Here is a 16,697-nt window from a genome sequence, read left to right on the forward strand (position 1 = left end):
GATAGGAAAATTACAATTACGGCCTGCCCGACTGACCAGATTAAAAATTTAAAAACAACTTTGGCATAGTTATTACATGAGTAACAACAGAAATATTTTTTTAAGATTTTTTTTAGTTTTTAAATTTTTCTTAACTCAAAATTTTAACGCCATCGAAACTACTAGAAATACATTTTGTACTGTAGACCCCAAGACTACAAATTATAAAACCCATAAAAACCTACTTATGAGAAAATTAAAATTGCAATTGATACTTCCAGCCTTAGCATTGTTGGCTTCTTGTTCAAAAGATGCGCCTGAAGAAATGGAAGTACTTGAAGGAACAGACTCTAATGTTGAAGCTTCTATTCAAAGTCAAACTGAGGTAGCTTACCCTAACCCAGGATCTGTGACCGAAGTTTTTTTCGCAGGTCAAAAACTTCCTGTTGAGCAGATAAACGGGGACTTCATTTATCAGGGAGATATATTGTTACCACCTGATATGGTTAGCCCTAACGAAGTAAAATTAGTATTTGAAAAAGGAGAAGAGGTGCCTGCAAACAAAAGTGTGGGGCGTACCTCCGGGAGATGGCCGGATAATACTGTGTATTACGCTATTGAAGGCTCTCTTGAAAATAAAGCACGTGTTTATGACGCGATAAAACACTGGGAATCAAATACCAATCTGGATTTTGTTGAAAGGACTTCACAGTCTAACTACATTTATTTTGTCACAGGTTCTGGATGTTCCTCGTATGTTGGAATGGTGGGAGGTAGACAGAATATTACCTTATCTTCAGCTTGTTCCACAGGAAACACCATTCATGAGATAGGTCATGCTATTGGCCTTTGGCATGAACAAAGTAGGGTAGATAGGGAAAACTTTGTGACTATTAACTACTCTAATATTCAAGGTGGAAGAGAACATAATTTCCACACCTATGCCCAACAGGGTATGGATGGTGATGAATACACAACTTCTCTTGATTTTGGTTCAATAATGATGTATGGCCCTTATTCTTTCTCTAGCAACGGTAAACCAACTATTGTGAAAAAAGACGGGAGTACTTTTTCGGTTCAGCGTTCCGCCCTTTCTACAGGAGACAAGACAGGTGTAAATAATATGTACCCTTTCTCTTCAGGAGGAACAGAAACTGTGGAGCCAACGTATGTTAATGGTCAATACTATACTATAGAGGGACTTATAGTTCTAAGATATTATGACAGATGGTTCTATAAAAGCAAGTGGGGAATACTTGAAGTTGAGCTAATTGATGGAACCTGGTACTACGTCTAATATAAGAGCAATTTAAAGAAAAAAACCCGGCTGCCCCGCCGGGTTTTTTTATACCCTATTTTAAAAACTTCTATTCTAAATACATTTAGTAAAACCTGGGATTCCTGAATAATTCCTTTTTAAGAATTATTTAAGTATTGTGTGGCAAATTTCCACACTTTTGGTGGGGTGATATGTGGATTTCCCCAATTGTGATTTCCTTAAGAAAATTTGGCTCATAATAACTTCAGCCTAAATGAGTTCTTTTCTCTCCTAAAATGACTCTCTCTTCTCTGCAGAAAATTCCATTAGCTGTTGGAAAAAGGCGCTAAATTCATTTCCCAATTCTTCATAATGCTCCTGCAGGTCATTGACCGCTCTATCCATTCGGACGATATTTTTTGTCCGTAGGTTCATTTGATAGAGAATTCTGCTTATCCCCTCAATACTTGCATAGCTAAGCAACCAGTTCTCTGAAACCATGTAAGGCAAAAATCTCTGAATTGGTGCAGGTAGTTGATCAAATCTTTTTTGAAGGAGTCTGTAAAATTCAGCTACAAAATTCTCAAGTGGTACATTCGAATATTCGTTCCAGTTGGAGGCCAGGAAATGATCGTAATAGATATCTACGATCACTCCGCTGTAATGGCTGTAATTCTTGTAAAGCTTTGCAGCACTGCTTCTAACAATGGGATGTGTATCTGTATAAGAATCAATAGCCCGGTGCAGTAAGATCCCTTTTTGTACTTCAGGTGGATAGTTCAAATATTTTTTACCCTTAATGGAATCGGCTATAAAATTGCCGAGGATAATGTCTTCATTTCTTCCGGAGAGGTATATATGGGCGAGAAAATTCATTGGAGCTAAGGTAAAAAATCCGCATGTTTAAATTATGTTAAGGTTTGGGTCTGCTGTAGAAGGACCTTATCTTTGTGCTGCCCTGGAATTTCTGCAGAATAACTTCCGCAGAAAACGGGTCCCAAAAATGACATTTTTGACAAGCAATAAAAATTAATCTTATGACACTTATAAAAAGTATTTCCGGAATTCGTGGAACCATTGGCGGACAGCCTTCAGAAAATCTCACCCCAATTGATGCCGTAAAATTTGCGGCAGCTTACGGTAGTTGGTTAGAGAATAGTCGGCCAGGCAAGAAAACAAAAGTTGTCATTGGACGCGACGCCCGTATATCGGGACCAATGATTCAACAGCTGGTAATGAATACTCTTGTGGGGCTTGGAGTTGATGTTATCGATCTTGACCTTTCTACTACTCCAACAGTAGAGGTGGCAGTCCCCATGGAAAAAGCTGATGGCGGAATCATTCTTACTGCAAGTCACAACCCAAAACAATGGAATGCGCTTAAACTGCTTAATCATAAAGGAGAATTTCTTAGCGGTGATGATGGAGCAGAGATCCTGAAGATCGCCGAAAAAGCAGATTTCTCATTTGCAGAGGTTGATGAACTCGGAAAGATCATAAGTGTAGACCATTACATAGACACTCATATTGAAGAAGTAGTGATGCTGCCTTTGGTAGATGCCCAAAAAATTGCCGGAGCAGGTTTTACAGTCGCTGTTGACGGAGTTAATTCCACAGGAGGGATCGCAGTTCCTAAATTGCTTAAAAGACTTGGAGTTAAAGTGATCGAACTGTACTGTGAACCCACAGGACATTTTCCTCACAATCCGGAACCTCTAAAGGAGCACCTAACGGAAATCTGTGATCTTGTAAAAAAGGAAAAAGCAGATCTTGGAATAGTGGTAGACCCCGATGTGGACAGGCTCGCCTTTATTAGTGAAGATGGAGAGATGTTTGGCGAAGAATACACTCTTGTGGCGTGTGCAGATTATGTTCTAGGCAAAACTCCCGGTAATACTGTTAGTAATCTCTCTTCTTCCCGGGCTTTAAGAGATATAACTGAAAAGCATGGAGGTAATTATGAAGCCAGTGCAGTGGGAGAGGTGAATGTGGTTGAATTGATGAAAAAAAATGAAGCTGTTATAGGTGGTGAAGGAAATGGCGGTATAATTTATCCTGAACTTCATTATGGCCGCGACAGCCTTGTGGGAATTGCTTTATTTTTAACCTTTATGGCAGAAAAGAAACTGAAGGTTTCAGAGCTTCGGAAATCATACCCGGCCTATTTCATGAGTAAGAATAAAATTGAACTCACGCCAGAACTTGATGTAGATGATATCTTGCAGAAGATCGAACAGAAATACTCAGGTGAGGAAGTGACCACAGTAGACGGGGTAAAAATCGATTTTGCTGAACACTGGGTTCACTTGAGGAAATCCAATACCGAACCCATAATTCGAATTTATACTGAAGCTAAAAGTCAGGAAAAGGCAGATGAGGTTGCCAGGAAAATGTTGGAAGAGATAAAAGCGGTCGCTAATCTTTAATCAATACGGCTTGTTTGGGAATAGGAGCATTTCTGTGTTTCCATCTTTTGTGGGTCCATAGGTAATATTCTGGCTCTTTTTTGATTTGAGCCTCCAGGTTCTCAAAATAGCTACGCGTAATTAAATATTCGGGTTCTTGTGCGGGATCGTAGGAAATGGTTTTAAAAGAGGCTACATAGTGGCCTCTTTTAACTTTTTCGACATGCAGGTAAACAACAACCATGTCCAGAGAGCGGGAGAGTTGTTCCAGTCCCATAAAAACCGGAACCTGAATACCCATAAAACTCGCCCAGGCTTTTGAGCGATCCAGTCTTGGGGATTGATCGGCTATCATAGCGTAAACACCCTTGATCCCCTGCTTTTCGTTAAAGGTTATTGTTTTTGTGGCTTTTGCCGTAGGAATTAAGATTCCGTCATATCGTCCTCTAATATCCTTTGCCATTTGGTCAAAATACCTGTTCTTCACCTTTTTATAAACTCCAAATCCTCTGTAATCCAGGCCATATAGCTGGAGAGCATTCATCCATTCATAGCTGGCATAATGGCCACAGGCAAGCAGAATACTTTTGTCCATCTCTCTTATCTTCTGAATTTCCTCAACATTTTTAAAGACAAAACGCTTCTTTAGTTCTTCATTGGAAATGGAAATGCTTTTTACCATTTCAAGAAACATGTCGACCATATGCCGGTAAAAGTTTTTCCTGATCTTTTTTAGTTCCTCCACTGGCTTATGAGGAAATACAAGTGTCAGGTTCTCTAAAACAGTGGTTCTTCTGTATCTGGCAACGTAGAAAACAATAACAAATACTAAGTCTGAAAACAGATAAAAAAGTCTAAAGGGAAGAACCGAAATAAGCCATAAAAACGGGTAGGTTAACCAGAAAACCAGTCGCTGCATTGAAAAGTCATTTAGGCAAATATATGGTATATTTGGCACTTAAATTTTAGCATTTATGGGTGATCTGGATCTGGTTACATTGATCATTATAGGAATCAACGTATTATTTTCTTTTAAAGGTTTTAAGGACCGTGCTTTTTTCGAAAAGTATAAATTTAATTCGGCAGCGGTCAAAAGAGGGGAGAAGCTCAGGATCATTTCTTCAGGTTTTTTACATGTGGATACTGCACATCTCTTTTTAAACATGCTTACGCTGTACTTTTTTGCCGATGTCGTCATCGCTTCTTTAGGGAGTTTTAGTTTTTTGCTTATCTACGTTGTCAGCCTTTTACTGGGGAATTTGCTTTCCTATTATTTTCACAAAGATGAATTCCAGTATAATGCAGTAGGAGCTAGCGGAGCTGTTTCCGGAGTTATTTATGCCGCTATTCTTCTCTACCCCGAAATGAGCCTCTATATGTTCTTTATTCCCATTCCTATTCCTGCTTATGTATTTGGTATTGGTTACATGCTATATTCCATTTACGGTATGAAAAACAGGATTGGTAATATAGGGCACGATGCACACTTTGGAGGAGCAGTAGGAGGCTATATCTTTACTTTGATCCTGGTTCCGCAATTATTTGCCACTAGTTTATTTATGGTAATATTACTTGCAGTGCCTATAGTTTTGCTGTTTTTCCTACAAAAGACTGGGAAAATCTGACATTGGCACTGAAATTGAATTTAATATTCCTGTTAAACCAATTTCAAGTATGAAAAAATATCTCTTAATAATCGCATTTTTGACAGGTATTACGGGCTTTGCCCAGGACAATCCTGATCCTTCCATTTCTGTCATGGGAACCGGAACAGTGAATGTAGTACCAGATAAGGTTCTCATCAACTCCAGAGTTGAACATACGGGTAGAACCGCTGCTGAAGTTAAGCGGAAGAATGATGAGGTGGTAAACAAGATTATCAAATATCTTCGAAGCGAAGGAGTTGCAGCAAAGAATATCCAGACTGAATATATTCGTCTTAACAAGGAGGTGAATTATAATACACAAGACACTATGTATTCGGCGAATCAAGCAATATCCATTCAGCTTACGAGTTTAAGAGATTACGAAAAGATCATGTCTGGTCTGCTGAATTCAGGATTGAACAGAATTGACGGGGTTCAGTTTCAGACTTCAGAAAAAGAAGCTTTGCAATCGGAAGCCCGAAAAGAGGCCGTTCTAAATGCCAAAATGAAAGCTGAAGAGTATGCTCAGGCCCTGGGTCAAAGTGCAGGAAAGGCCATTCGTATTTCGGAAGTCCAGACAGATCATTATCAGCCGGTATACCGCGTCATGGAAATGAAATCGGACAGTGCTGAGCAGCAAACCATAGCTCCCGGAGAAATGGAGATCACGGTAAAGGTCAACGTCGAGTTTATGTTGGATTAGTAGATATTACATTAATAAACAAAGGGTGCTGTGAAGCACCCTTTTTTATTCCTGATATTTAATACTAGTCTTGCGCAGAGTTACTATCCAATACTTCTGCAACTTTTTCTCCAAGAGCATCTCCTCTCAAATCTTTTCCAATGATCTTTCCATTCTCATCAAGAAGAAAAGCTGCCGGGATCGCACGTACTCCGTATTCAACAGCTACGGGATCCTGCCAGAACATTAGGTTAGAAACGTGGTTCCATTCTCCCAGGTTATCATCTTCAATAGCCTGTAGCCATTTTTCTTTCTGCCCCGGGCGATCCAGTGAGACCTGGATGATGTTAAAGCCCTTGTCGTGATACTGGTTGTAGACATTGACAATATTTGGGTTCTCTACTCTACATGGCTTACACCATGAAGCCCAGAAATCTACCAAAGTTACTTTACCTAAAACATCATTTAATGCAAGTTGATCTCCATCTGGAGTTGGTGCAGTGAATTGTGGTGCAACACTACCAATATCTGTCTTACTCATTTTGTCCAGACTGGCTTTTACCATCTTGGCCAGTGAAGATTCTTTAATTTTTTCTCCAAACTGCTCGTATAAGCTAATTAGTTCTGAAAAAGAATAAGCTGAAGAGTTCAGCATATCCTGAAGGATCATAACAGAAACAATGGAGTTTGGGTTGGATTCAATTAACTCAACCTTCGCTTTCTTATCTTCATCAAAAACCTGTTGCTGAAATGCCTGAAGTTCTTCCAGGTTAGCAGAGTCTCTGTTCAACATAGCTTCTCGCATGGAATTTCTGTTCTCATTCATTTGCTTGCTCACCTTCCTTACGTTTTGAAGGTATGCTGAGAGTACCTTGTTATCCTCACCTCCCGAGATTTCAGAAGTATATATGCTATCGGGATAAACAGTGAAATTAATAGGAGTATTATCGGCAATATAAACGACGTTTCCGCGGGTTCCTTCTACCGTAAGAAAACTAATGGTTGGTTTATCCTTTTCAGCAAGATCAAGTTCAAATTTTCCGTCCTGTACAGTTGCGGTATCTATATGTATGGCTTGAGTATTACTTTCATTAATTTCAGAAACAATTATTTTCTGTCCGTCAGCGGCATTTTGAACTGTTCCACTTATTCTATATCCTTCATTTTCGCCTTCACAGGCAGCCAGGAGAACGACTATTCCGGCTAATAATATTTTACGCATAATATTTACATTTTGGACAAAAATAAGGAAGATAGAGCAGAGAAGTCGTTCAATTAGATAAATTATTGTTAATATAAAGGAGGGCCTCAACCAGCGGCATCAAATTCTTTTAATTTTAAAATATGAAGAATCAAAAGGAGTTTCCATTAGATATTAAGATAAGTTTCCATAAGATTATTGAGCAGTACCGGCAACAGCTAGAAAAGGAAACCAGTGAGATCTCCAGTGAATACCTGGAAAAAATGCTTGAATACATTTCCACATTTCCGGTATTAGAAGAAGGGATTGAAAATTTTGAAGAACTTAAAAAGCTCAAGGATCCTATTAGGATCCTAATGAAGGACCTTTTCCCCGAGATCCTCTCAAATATTCAGATTAAAGCGATCTCAATTCCGTTTCACAATGTCATTTTCAATTCTACTCAAAAGTTTCGGAGCATCCTGGAAGGTGCAGGTAAGGATTTTTCTTTGAGTATGAGAAACCTTAATGCCGATCTCGACTATATCTATGCATGCATTCTAATACTGAACAAGCACTATGGATATGATATTGATTTTTCCAGGCCTTTGTATTATGACATACCCGATGAGAATGACATTGTAAGGCATTTTAGAATTGACCTCAATTCCGATTTTATGGAATTAGAACCGGGTGAAAATGCAAAAGAAATTACAGACCGGGATGTGGATGAATTGATCCAAAATATTGAAGATATAGAGCTATGGAAGAAGAAATTCCCGTCCCAAAGCTGGATCTTTAAAGGTTTTACGATTATTACTCTTACCGATGTCACTGTAGATGATGCTATTTCTGATCTTAAAACAACTTTGCTTCAGCGAAACACATCGGGTAAGGAGGAAATTGAAAAATTTGAGGAGATCTTCAAGTCGATTTACAGGATATCTAAACTCCGGGTGGGGTTCACAATGTATAATGAGCAGGAGTCTTCCTTTGAACGAATGATTGGAAACAGGTCTCCCAGTTTCCTGCTCACAGATAAAAAAGGAGTTGATTGTCGCGGAGCTCTTAACGAAGAAGCTTTTCAAAAACTGGTCAATGATCACCAATACTTTAGCATCCCAAATGTTGAGGACTTTATACAAAAGTCATCAGAAAATCTTTTGACGAATTCACTTCAGAAAGAAGGAGTTAAAAGTGCCATTTTAGCGCCTATTGCTAAAAATAATGTTCTGTTGGGAATACTTGAACTGGTGTCTTTTGAAAAGAACAAGTTAAATAGTATTAATGCAACTAAGCTGGAAGATATCCTGCCCTACATTGTTACTGCCGTTGAAAGAAGTAAGGCAGAATTTGAGAACCGGGTGAAAGCTGTAATTCAGAGCGAGTGTACTTCTATTCACCCAAGCGTACTATGGATCTTTGAAAAGGAGGCCAGAAAATTTATTCGAGATCTTGATGAGGACGGACTTGCATCTTTTAAAGATATCACCTTTGAAGATGTTTATCCGCTCTACGGAGAAATTGATATTGTAGCTTCCTCGGAAGCCCGGAATGAAGCTATTCAGAAAGACCTTTTGGAACAGTTAAAGTCGATCGAGAAGATCATTTGTGAAGCCGAAGAGGTGGAAAAACTTGATATTTATGAGCAGGTAAAGTTTAGGATCAAAGAATTTGAGGAAGATCTTTCCGAAAGTCTCAGTACCTCAAGTGAACAGAAAGTATTCAATCTCCTACAGCGGGAAATTAATCCGGTGATGGAGCATATTCAGAAGCAGACAACCGAGCTAAAAGAGAAGGTAGAGGAATATCAAAAAAATATTAATTCTGAAACCGGTATAATTTATAATCACCGGAAGAATTATGATGAGGCGGTACAGCAGATCAACCGAACAATGGCAAGGTACATTGACCGCAAACAAGTAGATGCTCAAAGGATCTATCCGCATTATTTTGAAAGGTACAAGACAGACGGGGTTGAACATAATATCTACATTGGTGCTTCTTTGGTTGATAACCGGAATAAACCTTTTGACCAGGTTTACCTTTATAATCTTCGCTTGTGGCAGTTGAGCACTATGTGTGAAATGGAAAACCGCTTCTACCAGATTCAGGAAAACATGCCTCTAAAGCTTGAAGCGGCTTCTCTCATTCTGGTTTATAATACCACGCTTTCCATAAGGTATAGAATGGATGAAAAACAATTTGATGTCGATGGAACCTATAATGCCAGATACGAGATCATTAAGAAGAGGATAGATAAGGCATTTATTAAAGGGACCGAAGAAAGGGTCACAAAAAAGGGAAAAATCGCAATTGTTTATTCCAACCGTAGTGATGAAAGAGAATATCTTCGCTACATTAAATACCTGCAGTCCAAAAAATACCTGGGTGAAAAAGTAGAATTGCTTGAGCTGGAGGATGTACAGGGGGTTATAGGTTTAAAAGCAATTAGAATTGAAGTGCTTTATCACCTCGAGAATGAAAAGCATGAGGAGCAAATTTTCACCTATGAAGATCTTGAAAAGGTATTAAACAAGGTAGTAAGTAGCGATAAAGCTGAGAACCGAGAGGATAATTCCTATCATAAAGATGGTGTAAGTAATTCTTAGTAGGTAATATTTTCGGTTAAGAACAACTCCTAGCATGTAAAGATCCTTCATTAGAGATTCATAAACATCGGTTTGATTGTCAAGAATCTCATGCATTGCCCACTCGAACTGTTCGTAAGGCATACGATGAAAATTACCGAAGAAAAGCACATTCACTTCTCCATTTTTGATCTGTTCACGTGTGAATTCCCCTGAAGTCACGTTTGGTCTTGTAGACATTATAGCACCCACAATAGAGGCAACGCTAAAGATCATTAACACAAAGGTTGGTATCATGATCGTAGTGCTTGTACTTTCTGGATTAGAAAGGTCCGGGATGAAGTTGGCGATAGCCAGAGAAATAATTATAGCATTGACAGAGAGGAGGATGTTAGCCTTGGCATCTGCAATATCACTTAACTTCAGGTGATTTCGCATGGTCACCCTAAATAAAGTTTGAATTCCCCTGTCGGGACTTTTATCCTTATATTTCACCTTAAGCCGTGCTTTTGTTTCTTCTTTAGCCAGCTTCTTTTTAGCCTTTCTTTCTTTATTGAGTAGATCGTAAAGATTTTTTTCCTTCTGCTCTCGCCAGTTCTCACGGGCATAAGGAGTGTAATATTCATGTTTTTCGGTAAAGAGTTCAATATTCTGCTGAATCCATTCCTGGTGGCTGTAGTTTTTTATTTTGTGTAGCTTAAGTTCCTGTCTTAAAAATTCGCTGGTTTCATCAAAATAATCTTTGGCCAGGTGAGAAGTATCGGCATCTTTAAGGATCTTCTCCGAAAGATCTTGTGGTTCGGCCCGCATTCTGGTTGCCATTATAAGCCGGCTCACATTATTTATGAGTTCCTTGTCTGCATTTTGTTCTGTTAGCCACTTTTCAGCTATTTCGGCACTCTTTTCTTCATGACCTGAATATGCCTCGGTATAACCCGTATCATGCAGCCAGGCAGCCAGTAATATCGGCTCCTCCTGTTTAACATGAATTTGAGATTTTTCAATTAATTCTTTACTACTTTTAACCACCCTCTGAGTGTGCTTTAGGTTGTGATAGATAAGGGTGTTAGGTAGTTTTTTACTGAATAGATCCTTTACAAAATTTTCAGTTTTCTCGGTGAGAGTTGTCATTCAGGTACGGTTAAGTTTTAAACCAAATTACAAAAAAATCCCCCCAATAATTTTGTATGGAAAAAAATAACATATTTCTAACACTGGTAGTGTTTCTGGTAATTTCGGGCTGTTCTCCCCATCTTAATCAACTTTATTACGCGAAAGATGAACCTACCGAAAATTTTGAATATCCTCATGATAAGCCATTAGAGAAATCCTTTTATTTATTAGGAGATGCAGGTTATTCCCCACCCGGGGGTTCTTCGGAAGCTCTTTTGGCATTTAAGACCTATATAGATTCTGTAAAACAGATAGGGAACTATACCTTATTCTTAGGAGATAACATATATCCTGAAGGGCTGGTAGCCAAAGACCATCCCGAAAGAGAAATAGGAGAGTACCGGCTTGATGCGCAAATTGATGCCGTTGAGAATTACGATGGGGAACTCATTTTCATTCCGGGTAACCATGATTGGTATAACCAGGGTATAACTGGTTTGAAACGCCAGGAAGATTACCTGCAGGAAAAGCTGGACCAGGAGAATGTATACTTGCCCAAACCCGGATGCGGATTAACTTCAATAGAAATTTCCGATAACATACAGTTGATCATCGCCGAATCTCAGTGGTTTCTCGAGGATTGGGATGAGCATCCTACCATAAATGACGACTGTCCTGAAATTAAGACCCGGGAAGCCTGGTTTCTTGAAATTGATAACGAGCTAAAAAAGAATCAGACAAAAACGGTTGTTTTCGCAATTCACCATCCACTATACACCAACGGGCTTCATGGAGGTAAATTTCATTTGAACGACCACATTTTTCCAACCCAAAGGAAACTTCCACTCCCTTTATTAGGTTCTTTAGCCAATCTCATTAGAACGACAGGAGGAGTGACCAGTACCGATCTTCAGAATGAAAGGTACAAGGGGATGCGAAAAAGGATCGAGACCATCGCCAGTAGGTGGGGGAATGTGATCTTTGTTTCGGGCCATGATCATTCGCTTCAGTATATAGAACATGACGAAATCAAACAAATAGTTTCTGGATCTGCTTCTAAAGCATCATATGTAGGCTTGAGAAATGACGGACTTTTTGCATATTCAGGTCAGGGTTTTGTTACCTTAGACATCTTTGAAGATGGCTCTACCTGGGCAAGTTTCTACGGTAGCGAGAATAAGAAACCGAAGCTGCTCTATCAAAAAGAAGTTATTGCTGCGCAACCTGAATTCGTTACAGACACTCTACCAACATCCTTTCCCCGAACTGTAAAAGCTACAGTATATAAGCCCGATGAAACAGAAGTTGGAGAAGTATACGAAAGTGTATGGGGGGACAGGTACAGGGAACTTTACGGCACTCCCGTGGAGGCAAAAATAGCAGTTCTGGATACTCTTTTTGGAGGGCTGAAGGTTGTAAGAGCAGGGGGCGGGCATCAAACACGTTCTCTTCGTCTTAAAGACAGTTTAGGCAGGGAATATAATATGCGGGCACTAAAGAAAAGTGCAGTTCAGTTTCTACAGACGGTTGCTTATAAGGATACACCTATAGAAACAAAATTTGAAAATACGCTTGCCGAAGATGTTATACAGGATTTCTATACTTCGGCACATCCTTATGCCTTCCTGGCAATACCTACTCTATCTAAAGCAGCAGGAATTTACCACACCAATCCAAAATTGTTTTATGTTCCAAAGCAAAAAGCTTTAGGTCTTTACAACAGAGAATATGGTGATGAACTCTATATGATCGTAGAGAGACCCGAAGGAGATTGGAAGACGCTCGAGACTTTTGGAAATCCTAACCATGACATTCAAAGTACTTCGGGAGTTTATGAGAGATTAAGAAGAGATGAGAAATACAATTTAGATGAGGCGGCCTATGTTCGGGCAAGAATTTTTGATATGCTCATAGGAGACTGGGATAGACATGAGGACCAATGGAGATGGGCAGAATTTGAGGATAGCGACGGGAACAGGCTATTTCGCCCCATTCCAAGGGATCGGGACCAGGTGTTTTCAAATTTTGACGGGGCTTTCTTTAATACTCTTCGTGGGTTGACGGGATTTGCAAATCAATTTGCTGTTTATGATGAAGATATTAAAGATATAGAATGGTTCAATTCGGCTGCTGTGGGCTTAGATAGAAGTCTCATTCAAAATATTACAAGAGAACAATGGCTGGAGCAGGCAAGGTATTTACAGGAAAATATCACAGATGAAGTAGTGCAGGAAGCTTTTAGTAATCTTCCTCCCGAAACTGTTGGTGAATCTACAGAAAGGATCATCAACAACTTAAAGGCAAGAAGAAATAACCTGGTAGATCTTACCGAGCGATATTATAAATATTTTGCGAAGGTTGGTATAATTTCAGCTACAGATAAGGATGATCTTGTTGAAATTGAAAGACTGCCGCAAGGAGAAACCCGGGTCGGTATTTACAGGATCAAAGACGGTGAAAAGGCCGATGTAGTGAGTGAAAGGATCTATGATCCAAAGTTTACCAGGGAACTGTGGGTTTATGGTTTGGATGATGATGATGAGTTTGAGGTGTATGGTGATCATAAGAGTCAAATCCTGGTAAGGATCATTGGCGGACAAAATAATGACATCTACAGGATCAAAAATGGGAAAAATATAAAGGTCTATGACTATAAATCCCTTCCTAACACCGTGGAAATTAATGATGGTGCAGATATTACCTTTACAGATAATTATGAGGTGAATGTGTTTGATAAGGACCGGAAGATATATTCCACTACAGCAGTACTCCCTGCCGTAGGATACAATCCTGATGATGGTTTTCAAGTTGGATTGAGCACCTCTTTTACAAAATATGGCTTCCGTAGAAATCCTTTTACTGCACAACACCGGTTTAGAGGTGGTTATTATTTTGCTACTCAAAGTTTTGACCTTCGGTACCAGGGAGAATTTGCAAATGCCTTTAGGGAATGGAATTTCCTCGTTGGAGCACACTTTACCAACCCCAGCTACACGCATAATTTCTTTGGACTAGGAAATGAAACACAAAGTTTTGAGGAGGAATTGGGAAAAGATTATAACCGGGTTCGCATAAGCAGGATAGGAGGAGAGGCAGGTATCGTTAAAGAATCACCTTTTGGGCGCTTCTATAAACTTGCTGCTTCTTTCGAGGGAGTACAAATTGAAGAAACCGAGGACAGATTTCTTTCTGAAAATTATCCTGAAGATGCCTCCTTTTATGAGCGACTTTATTTTGCGGGACTTGAAGGAACGTTTAGATATGAGAGCTACGACAATGTACTTAATCCTACCAATGGAATGAGATTTCAGGTAATTGGAGGTGGTAAAATCAATACAGGAGAAACAGAGAATTTCTACGGTTACATTAATCCATATTTAGGTTTTTACAGATCGGTAATTCGAAGCAGGAAATTGGTTTTGAATACCAGAGTTGATGCTAAAGTAAACTTTGGGGATTCGTTTGAATTCTATCAGGCTGCTACTGCTGGAGGAGCAGAGAATCTCCGGGGATTCAGAGAGGAAAGATTTGCCGGAGAAAGTTCTTTTGTATGGGGGAATGATCTGCGTTACAGTTTTGACAGTTTTAAGACCAGATTTTTCCCGGTGCAAATCGGCATTTTTGGAGGTTATGATGTTGGGCGGGTCTGGCTTGATGGCGAAGACAGTAATTTGTGGCATGACAGTTATGGTGGAGGTTTTTGGATCACGGGTGCCGAAGCCGTTTCGGCTAAGGTCAACCTCTTTACCGGCGGAGAGAAGCCTCGCTTCAGCTTTAGTCTGGGAATGAATTTCTAAATATTAATTGTTAAAAGAAAAACCCCTTCCGGCATTTCCGGAGGGGGTTCTTTTTTTGCCTTTTTTAAGAGGTATAAAATTTCTACTCTCCTTCAGAAGAAGGCTTCTGGATATTCAATTTGTTGTTGAATTCCAGTGTGCGAATTGGAAAGGGGATATTCACATCATGTTCATCATACACCTTCTTGATAGCTATAATAGCGGCACTTTTTGCCATAAGAATGTCCCTGTTCGAGGTAACATTTGCCCAGAATCGAACTACAAAATTGATGGAGCTGTCTCCAAATTCATTATACATGAATTCTACTTCCTCTCCTTTTTTCTGCGGATATAGTTCAGAAAGAGTATTTATGGTAATAGTCTTGACCAACTCCAAATCTGAATTATATGCGACCCCGCAGTTTACCATAATACGCGATCTGGATGTGCGTGAAAAATTTTTAAAAGGGGCATCAATGACCTGGGAGTTAGGAATAATGACATAATTGTTATCTGCTTCCTTGATGACTATACTCCTAAGGTTTATCTCAACTACCCTACCGGCATATCCGTTATTCTCGATCCAGTCCCCGATCTGGATCTCCGGAAGAAAGCTCAGTAAGATACCCGAAAAAGTGTTATTTAAGGTTCCTTGCAGTGCGAGCCCTACGGCTAAACCAACGACCCCGGCACCTGCAAGAACAGAAGTCAAGACCGTATTAAGGTTAAGTAGTCCCAGTGCAACGAAAAACCCGATTGCGATGACAACCACCTTCATGATCTTGATGGTGATCTCGCGTATTGAAGCCTGTCTTACCTTGAACCTGAGAAGCCTGTCCAATAGTTTCCCCAAATATTTAGCGGCAAAGACAAAGAGTATAAAAACGATAACCGCTAAAATGAAATTAGGCAAACCCAGGATCATTTGATCCAGCCATTCGCCTAATTTCCCTGAGATTCCATTAAAGGAATCTTTTATATTAAATTGATCCGACATCTAATCTATACCGGCTTGTGCTGTTCTGCTGTTTTCATTTTCCAGGCATCCAGCATCCAGCTTGTCTTTTCCAGCTCCCTGATGTAGGCTCCAATAAGATCTATTGTACCTTCATCTCCTCCTTTATCGGCCACCTCGACAACCTTACGCATTTGCTTCAAGATTGTTCCATGGTCATCCAGGAGGTTTCCGATCATTTCGGAATCTGTAAGATCAGATTTCGATTCTTTCAGATTTGATTTTTTTAAGTAATCACTGAGATTACTTGTTGGCTGATAACGAAGTGTAAGTATACGCTCAGCAATTTCATCGATTTTTACCTTTGCGTCGTCATAAAGTTCCTCAAACTTCTCATGAAGATCAAAGAAGTTCTTTCCAATAACATTCCAGTGGTAATTGCGAAGTTTTTGATAATATAGGTGATAATCGGCTAAAAGAACATTTAGCTCCTGAACTGTATTTGATGTCTCTTTTGCGTCTAATCCTAAGTAGCTCATAGTTTTTAGTTATGGTTTTTTTGATTTGTATTCAAAGATACAATATGAAGCTTGTAATTCCAAGCAGAAGTTTCCTAATCTGAAATAGGCCGATTCCCTTTTAGATCCAGTTTATCCAGTAGTTCTTCAGAAATTTGTCCGGAGGTATAGTTATATCCATCTACCAGAACACCTTTTCTTCCTGAAGAGGTAGTAATAGCATAAAGGGTTGCTTCATCGCCCGGGTTAGAAGGTCCTTCAAATCTATAGACTTCATCAACAACGAAGTCCTGGGAGAGGAATTTTTTTCTTTCTTCCACAGATTTCAACTCTTCATCCAGGAGATTGAAATCTTCAGAATAACCTTCTTCCGTTCGTAGCATATTTAGGGTTTGAGATAGAGTTCCTTTTTGTTTCATTATTCTCAGTTTTGGTTTGGTATAAATTACGTCTGTCGAAGCGTCTTTGCAAGGCAACCGACGTTCTTTAGTAATTATTTAACTTCAATCTTCCTTGTCCTTTTTTCCAAAATTGACTAAGCCAAACGGAATAACGAGCAGAAAAAAGAAATACCATCCTGTAACCAAGCCAATT

General features: G+C 39.4%; 13 protein-coding genes. 6 read left to right on the plus strand and 7 right to left on the minus strand.

Annotation, left to right across the window (positions count from 1 at the left end; genetic code table 11):
- The first annotated feature begins 226 nt into the window (after positions 1-226).
- The gene (locus ACXYMT_RS09260) at positions 227-1,276 is read left to right on the plus strand and encodes a M12 family metallopeptidase (RefSeq protein ID WP_459058794.1); all 1,050 of its coding nucleotides are present in this window, start codon (positions 227-229) and stop codon (positions 1,274-1,276) included.
- Between the two features lie 252 nt (positions 1,277-1,528).
- On the opposite strand, the gene ACXYMT_RS09265 is transcribed toward ACXYMT_RS09260, so the two are convergent.
- Complete coding sequence (locus tag ACXYMT_RS09265) at positions 1,529-2,113, minus strand: acyl carrier protein phosphodiesterase (RefSeq protein ID WP_459058795.1); 585 nt, start codon at positions 2,111-2,113, stop codon at positions 1,529-1,531.
- 161 nt (positions 2,114-2,274) lie between these two features.
- Between ACXYMT_RS09265 and glmM the strand changes: the two genes are divergently transcribed.
- On the plus strand, positions 2,275-3,663 hold the full coding sequence (glmM, locus tag ACXYMT_RS09270) for a phosphoglucosamine mutase (RefSeq protein WP_459058796.1): 1,389 nt from the start codon (positions 2,275-2,277) through the stop codon (positions 3,661-3,663).
- Here the strand turns inward: glmM and ACXYMT_RS09275 are convergent.
- Positions 3,653-4,561 (minus strand): lysophospholipid acyltransferase family protein, encoded by a 909-nt coding sequence (locus tag ACXYMT_RS09275; RefSeq protein WP_459058797.1) that lies wholly within the window; start codon positions 4,559-4,561, stop codon positions 3,653-3,655. The genes glmM and ACXYMT_RS09275 overlap by 11 nt on opposite strands.
- Positions 4,562-4,616: 55 nt before the next feature.
- Here ACXYMT_RS09275 and ACXYMT_RS09280 point away from each other — a divergent pair, with 55 nt between their 5' ends.
- Positions 4,617-5,267, plus strand: a complete 651-nt coding sequence (locus ACXYMT_RS09280) for a rhomboid family intramembrane serine protease (RefSeq protein WP_459058798.1) — start codon at positions 4,617-4,619, stop codon at positions 5,265-5,267.
- Between the two features lie 49 nt (positions 5,268-5,316).
- Positions 5,317-5,991, plus strand: a complete 675-nt coding sequence (locus ACXYMT_RS09285) for an SIMPL domain-containing protein (RefSeq protein ID WP_459058799.1) — start codon at positions 5,317-5,319, stop codon at positions 5,989-5,991.
- 64 nt (positions 5,992-6,055) lie between these two features.
- Here ACXYMT_RS09285 and ACXYMT_RS09290 read toward each other — a convergent pair whose 3' ends face one another.
- Positions 6,056-7,192 (minus strand): redoxin domain-containing protein, encoded by a 1,137-nt coding sequence (locus ACXYMT_RS09290; protein ID WP_459058800.1) that lies wholly within the window; start codon positions 7,190-7,192, stop codon positions 6,056-6,058.
- Between the two features lie 122 nt (positions 7,193-7,314).
- Between ACXYMT_RS09290 and ACXYMT_RS09295 the strand changes: the two genes are divergently transcribed.
- Positions 7,315-9,762: a GAF domain-containing protein gene (locus tag ACXYMT_RS09295; protein ID WP_459058801.1), complete on the plus strand. Its 2,448-nt coding sequence runs from the start codon at positions 7,315-7,317 to the stop codon at positions 9,760-9,762.
- Here the strand turns inward: ACXYMT_RS09295 and ACXYMT_RS09300 are convergent.
- Complete coding sequence (locus ACXYMT_RS09300; protein ID WP_459058802.1) at positions 9,682-10,872, minus strand: Pycsar system effector family protein; 1,191 nt, start codon at positions 10,870-10,872, stop codon at positions 9,682-9,684. The genes ACXYMT_RS09295 and ACXYMT_RS09300 overlap by 81 nt on opposite strands.
- Before the next feature lie 56 nt (positions 10,873-10,928).
- Between ACXYMT_RS09300 and ACXYMT_RS09305 the strand changes: the two genes are divergently transcribed.
- The gene (locus ACXYMT_RS09305; RefSeq protein ID WP_459058803.1) at positions 10,929-14,651 is read left to right on the plus strand and encodes a metallophosphoesterase; all 3,723 of its coding nucleotides are present in this window, start codon (positions 10,929-10,931) and stop codon (positions 14,649-14,651) included.
- 82 nt (positions 14,652-14,733) lie between these two features.
- Here ACXYMT_RS09305 and ACXYMT_RS09310 read toward each other — a convergent pair whose 3' ends face one another.
- The 3 genes from ACXYMT_RS09310 to ACXYMT_RS09320 all read right to left on the minus strand — a co-directional run bounded on the left by ACXYMT_RS09310 (position 14,734) and on the right by ACXYMT_RS09320 (position 16,486).
- Positions 14,734-15,627 (minus strand): mechanosensitive ion channel family protein, encoded by an 894-nt coding sequence (locus tag ACXYMT_RS09310; protein WP_459058804.1) that lies wholly within the window; start codon positions 15,625-15,627, stop codon positions 14,734-14,736.
- A gap of 5 nt (positions 15,628-15,632) precedes the next feature.
- Positions 15,633-16,124, minus strand: a complete 492-nt coding sequence (locus ACXYMT_RS09315) for a Dps family protein (protein ID WP_459058805.1) — start codon at positions 16,122-16,124, stop codon at positions 15,633-15,635.
- A 74-nt stretch (positions 16,125-16,198) separates the two neighbouring features.
- Positions 16,199-16,486: a phosphoribosylpyrophosphate synthetase gene (locus tag ACXYMT_RS09320; RefSeq protein ID WP_459058806.1), complete on the minus strand. Its 288-nt coding sequence runs from the start codon at positions 16,484-16,486 to the stop codon at positions 16,199-16,201.
- Positions 16,487-16,697 lie beyond the last annotated feature (211 nt).

The sequence above is a fragment of the Salinimicrobium sp. CAU 1759 genome (assembly GCF_054482715.1).

What these genes read in the sequence shown, in the direction of transcription:
- ACXYMT_RS09300 (WP_459058802.1), bottom strand. Translation starts at nt 10,872, where the DNA reads ATGACAACTCTCACCGAGAAAACTGAAAATTTTGTAAAGGATCTATTC.
- ACXYMT_RS09310 (WP_459058804.1), bottom strand. Translation starts at nt 15,627, where the DNA reads ATGTCGGATCAATTTAATATAAAAGATTCCTTTAATGGAATCTCAGGG.
- ACXYMT_RS09260 (WP_459058794.1), top strand. Translation starts at nt 227, where the DNA reads ATGAGAAAATTAAAATTGCAATTGATACTTCCAGCCTTAGCATTGTTG.
- glmM (WP_459058796.1), top strand. Translation starts at nt 2,275, where the DNA reads ATGACACTTATAAAAAGTATTTCCGGAATTCGTGGAACCATTGGCGGA.
- ACXYMT_RS09275 (WP_459058797.1), bottom strand. Translation starts at nt 4,561, where the DNA reads ATGCAGCGACTGGTTTTCTGGTTAACCTACCCGTTTTTATGGCTTATT.
- ACXYMT_RS09315 (WP_459058805.1), bottom strand. Translation starts at nt 16,124, where the DNA reads ATGAGCTACTTAGGATTAGACGCAAAAGAGACATCAAATACAGTTCAG.
- ACXYMT_RS09285 (WP_459058799.1), top strand. Translation starts at nt 5,317, where the DNA reads ATGAAAAAATATCTCTTAATAATCGCATTTTTGACAGGTATTACGGGC.
- ACXYMT_RS09295 (WP_459058801.1), top strand. Translation starts at nt 7,315, where the DNA reads ATGAAGAATCAAAAGGAGTTTCCATTAGATATTAAGATAAGTTTCCAT.
- ACXYMT_RS09320 (WP_459058806.1), bottom strand. Translation starts at nt 16,486, where the DNA reads ATGCTACGAACGGAAGAAGGTTATTCTGAAGATTTCAATCTCCTGGAT.
- ACXYMT_RS09280 (WP_459058798.1), top strand. Translation starts at nt 4,617, where the DNA reads ATGGGTGATCTGGATCTGGTTACATTGATCATTATAGGAATCAACGTA.
- ACXYMT_RS09305 (WP_459058803.1), top strand. Translation starts at nt 10,929, where the DNA reads ATGGAAAAAAATAACATATTTCTAACACTGGTAGTGTTTCTGGTAATT.
- ACXYMT_RS09265 (WP_459058795.1), bottom strand. Translation starts at nt 2,113, where the DNA reads ATGAATTTTCTCGCCCATATATACCTCTCCGGAAGAAATGAAGACATT.
- ACXYMT_RS09290 (WP_459058800.1), bottom strand. Translation starts at nt 7,192, where the DNA reads ATGCGTAAAATATTATTAGCCGGAATAGTCGTTCTCCTGGCTGCCTGT.